Below are 1,346 nucleotides of genomic sequence, written 5' to 3'. Positions count from 1 at the left end.
GGAACGCGCATTCAAGATCCCATATGCGGCAGAGGACAAAAAGCTGTACAATGAGCTCCCGTGGTTTGTGGGAAATCATTTGAATCTCAATTACGGGAGGGCTTTGCAGAAAGGTCTTTTACAAATGAAAGATGAGATCATCAGCCGGCTTGGCAGTTCGTCAGACCCGGAAAAGTCTGAATATTATGAGGCAGCCCGTATTGCGGTTGACGCAGTGATCCGATTTATCAAACGGTATGCGGATGAACTGGATCTGCACAGCCAGAATACCAACGTGACGGAGGAGAGAAGCAGAGAGTTAAAAAGGATGGCAGACATCTGCCGGAAGATTTCAGAGAAGCCTGCAAAATCATTTTATGAAGCCGTCCAGCTGACCTGGATGCTGCATATCATTGCCAATATCCAGGGCGGTTCTGCATTATCTTTCGGAAGACTGGATCAGTATTTATATCCGTATTTTAAGAAGGACACAGAGGAAGGCAGAATTACATACAGCGAGGCAAAAGAGCTGGTGGGATGCCTGTGGCTGAAGGTGAATGAGCCGAAGATGCGTACTGTACAGAGTGTTACATTGGGAGGGATTACCCCGGATGGAAAAGATGCGGCCAATGAGCTGACCCGGATCTGTCTTCAGACAGCAAAAGACGCCGGGATGCCTTATCCAAATGTGGGACTCCGGGTGAACCGTCTGAATCCTGACTGGATTTATGAGGAGGCACTGGAAACGATCAAAGCCGGATGCGGGCAGCCGATGCTGTTAAATGACGAGATATGGATCACAAATATGAAGAAGCTTGGATATCCGGAGGACCAGGCCAATGATTATTACAATATGGGATGCGTGGAGATCATGATTCCCGGGAAACAGCCCAACTGGGGAGTTACAGAGGCCATCGCATTTCCGGTCCTCATAGAAGAAGTTATGAGAAAATGGGGAGCAGGGGAAATTAAGATCCGGTCATTTGATGAGTTCATGGACGCATATTTACAGGAGATGGATATAGCAATAGAAGCTGACCGGCAGGAGGCACTGCAGAAGAAAGCCAATATGACAGAACGGTGTTATGATCCCTTTTCTTCAGTCTTGATCGATGGGTGCCTGGAACATGGAAAAGATATGCTGCAGGGCGGAAGCGAGTGTCCTGTGCACTGGTCTGTCTATGCCTACGGCATCGGAACTGCGGCTGACTCCCTGTGTGCAGTGAAAAAATTTGTCTTTGATGATCAGAAGGTGACACTGGAGCAGATGAAGGATGCGCTGGAGGCAGACTTTGAAGGTTATGAAGAACTGCGCGCCATGCTGGACCGCATGACACCTGCTTACGGCAATGGATTAGAAGAAGTGG

General features: G+C 48.6%; 1 protein-coding gene. It reads left to right on the top strand.

From position 1 onward, the window contains the following. A partial coding sequence (locus tag QVP35_RS06630; protein ID WP_288187772.1) for a pyruvate formate lyase family protein occupies nt 1-1,346 on the top strand: 1,346 nt, incomplete at both ends.

Source organism: Anaerostipes sp. CAG:276, from assembly GCF_000432215.1.
GTDB lineage: Bacteria > Bacillota > Clostridia > Lachnospirales > Lachnospiraceae > Anaerostipes > Anaerostipes caccae.
Note: the sequence above shows the minus strand (reverse complement) of the source record. Positions and strands in the feature narration are given on the sequence as shown.